This window comes from Oleiphilus sp. HI0132, from assembly GCF_001635845.1.
On the sequence record NZ_LWGJ01000711.1, the window covers coordinates 1 to 2,468 of the forward strand.

Consider the following 2,468-nt stretch of genomic DNA (forward strand, 5'->3'; position numbering starts at 1 on the left):
CAGGGAATGCTCGTTTCTTATCATGTATTCCTCCGTTTAAAGTTTTAGGGTAGGTGGCACGTTTTCCCACTGTTCCGCTCTGCTGTTTAAGTTTCTCAGGCACATTTGAATTTGTAGAGGCTTCGTCGGTGGTGTGTTCCTAGGGAGTCCGGTAAAGTCGCCATCTAGGGTGTTTTTGTCTCTGGGCCAGTACAAAGGTTTTAACGTGGTGTTTGGTGTAGTTGGGTGTTCTAAAACATCTAACCAGTTCATCAAACATCACTCCGGCCACAAAAACACGTGGCCTACGTTGGACGCACGATAGAGCCGTGCGCCGTTTATAAAAGCGTTGGTATGACTCCCCACGTCAAGAGGCCCGCACAAAATCCTGCCGGAACCTCGGCCAGAGCCTTTCTTTTTAATTAACATTCTTCCCGTTAGGGAAGCGTCAACGCATCAGATGAAGCAAGTAATTTCGACGGTGATCATGCTGGTATTCGTGGGTTGCTAACGCGACGCGTTAACCTATCCAACCTTACTTATTACGTCGTGGTGCCTGTCTTCAGTCTATGCTCGTGGATCAATGTACTGCTAGCTCATTGCCAACCTAACGCCTTCGGTGATTGCACCACAGCCGCTGCTTGATCTTTTGCATTGACGCTAAACTTATTCATGTATTATTCCTTATCTACTTAAGCGGGTACGCGTGAGATTCGTGTTTTTGGATCTATTCTGGGTAAGGTGACTTCCTTCGAGATTGACCAGATATAAGCTATCAGTTCTCGTGCGATCGCCGTTACCACGACACTTCGATGTTTACCTTTGTGTATTAGTCGTTGATATCGTCTACATAATCTCTGTTGTGCTTGCCAAGCTTGATCAATTACCTCTTTCGGCAATCCTTCCTGCCTGAGCTGTAATTCCTTCGATATCTTTGCGGGATAGCGATAGCTATGTGCAGCCTCAACTAACAATCTCCTCGCTCGCCCATTTCCACACTTGGTGATCGCGCCTAAGTGTCGTTTTCCTCCACTTGAATGTTCGGAGGGCGTCGTTCCGATATAACTCATCAGTTTTCTAGGGCTATCAAATCGTGTTAAGTCTCCTAGCTCTACAATGACACCAGTGGCGGTGAGCAGTCGAACGCCTCTCAAGGCTTGTATCGCTTTCACAACCGGATAATATCGCCATTGCTTCACGTGATGGGCGAGTTCATTGTCCAGACGCTCTAGTCGAGCATTGCGTTCTGAAATGGTTTGAATCATCTCTTGCAAGACAAATTGCTGACTAGGATGAGGTAAGATGATCTCTGTTAACCAACGAAGGTGTTTTAAGCTCCAATTTGATTTGCCTGAATAGTTAATATGATTTCTGAGCAGCAAGGCTTTTAGCTGGAAACGTGCATTATTCAAATCATGCATTGCACGCTCACGTGCTCGAGATAGATCTCGTATTGCTTCATCTGCGGGTTCAGGAACGTAAATCGGATCAAGGTCGCCATTACGAACCAAACGAGCTAAATCTTGTGCATCGCGTTTATCTGTTTTCACGCGTTGTCCGGGTTTCTTTGGAATCAGTGATGGCGCAACAACATAGCAACAATGGCCTAAGCTTGTCAGCAATCGATAAATCCAGTAGCCACAGGGGCCTGCTTCATAAACAAAATGCAGGGTAGCCTGCGGGTATTTGCTTTCAAACTGTCTCGCCATCTTGGTAAGTGATACTTTGGCTGAAGAAACTCTTCCAAGGTGTTTTACTTCTGAGCCTCGTTGATCTTCGCAATATGCGACTTCGGTGAACTCCTTATGGGTGTCCAATCCGACAAAAATTATGGTATTGTTTTTCATGGTGCTGGCCTCCGCTTATATGGTATGACACATATATTATGGCTCTGGCTTTGCTAACCCACGATAGGAGGTCAGCACTCTTTTGGGACGTGGGGAGTCATTATGTCTATGTGTTCTAAGTAAAAATGGATATTCTAGTTTTAGATGTACTAATAATTCTCTACTTGGTTGTAGGCACTGTAATAATCAAAAAGCTTCAAAAGCTCGTGTCTTCAAATAAACTAAGTAAGAATAAATATTTAATCATTACCTTGTTTCCGGGTGTAGTTCCATTGGTGGTACTACAAACTGAAACTTGGAATTATTCTGCAATGGCAGTAATCGCGGCAGGTGTTTGCTTTTTCTGGTTTCCAATTCTGGCTAGTAGGTCAACTGCAAATGCCACATAACCAGTTGCGCAATGTTCGCCCCGGATAAACACCCGGGGCTGGACTCGCTTTGCTGCGCGTCGCTCGCCCATTCGCAAGGCGTTATATGCAAAAAGGATTAGCGTGAATTTAAAGTCAGTCTTAATAGCTACCTTCGTTTCATTGGGTATTTATTTCATATTTAAAACTATCTCATTGTCGTTTATGCCGGCCTATGAGTTGTTTTCTACTGATCTAGATGCAGCATCTACGGCGCTTTCGTTGGTCAAACTAT

General features: G+C 44.7%; 2 protein-coding genes. Both read right to left on the minus strand.

Annotated elements, in window-relative coordinates:
* Positions 1 to 671: 671 nt before the first annotated feature.
* On the minus strand, positions 672 to 1,826 hold the full coding sequence (locus A3766_RS08480; protein WP_068510169.1) for an IS110 family transposase: 1,155 nt from the start codon (positions 1,824 to 1,826) through the stop codon (positions 672 to 674).
* A gap of 301 nt (positions 1,827 to 2,127) precedes the next feature.
* A complete protein-coding gene (locus A3766_RS29500) occupies positions 2,128 to 2,286 on the minus strand; it encodes a hypothetical protein (protein WP_156508789.1) in 159 nt (52 codons plus the stop codon).
* Between the last annotated feature and the right edge of the window lie 182 nt (positions 2,287 to 2,468).